This is a genomic window from Peribacillus sp. SIMBA_075, from assembly GCF_046534585.1.
The window spans coordinates 1-257 of record NZ_JAWRYN010000999.1 but is presented as its reverse complement, the minus strand read 5'-3'; the positions used below and the strand labels follow the sequence as shown (position 1 = coordinate 257).

The window sequence follows — 257 nt, the reverse complement described above, 5'->3', positions numbered from 1 at the left end:
AGCTCGTCTACTCAGAAGCGCGTGGAGAGGTATTTGAGGGACAGGTAGCGGTTGCAGCAGTTGCAATGAATCGCATGCAATCGGAAACTTTTCCGAACACACTGAGTGGCGTGATATTTGAACCGTACGCGTTTACCGCTATTGATGATGGGCAATTCTGGTTGACTCCAAACAAATCAGCTTACAAGGCAGCATGGGAAGCTGTACGTGGATGGGACCCGACCAATGGTGCTCTCTACTACTTCAACCCAGATACT

General features: G+C 49.4%; 1 protein-coding gene. It reads left to right on the top strand.

What is annotated here, in order from left to right:
- The coding region (locus tag SB775_RS31280; RefSeq protein ID WP_410865166.1) for a cell wall hydrolase at positions 1 to 257 on the top strand (257 nt) is incomplete at both ends.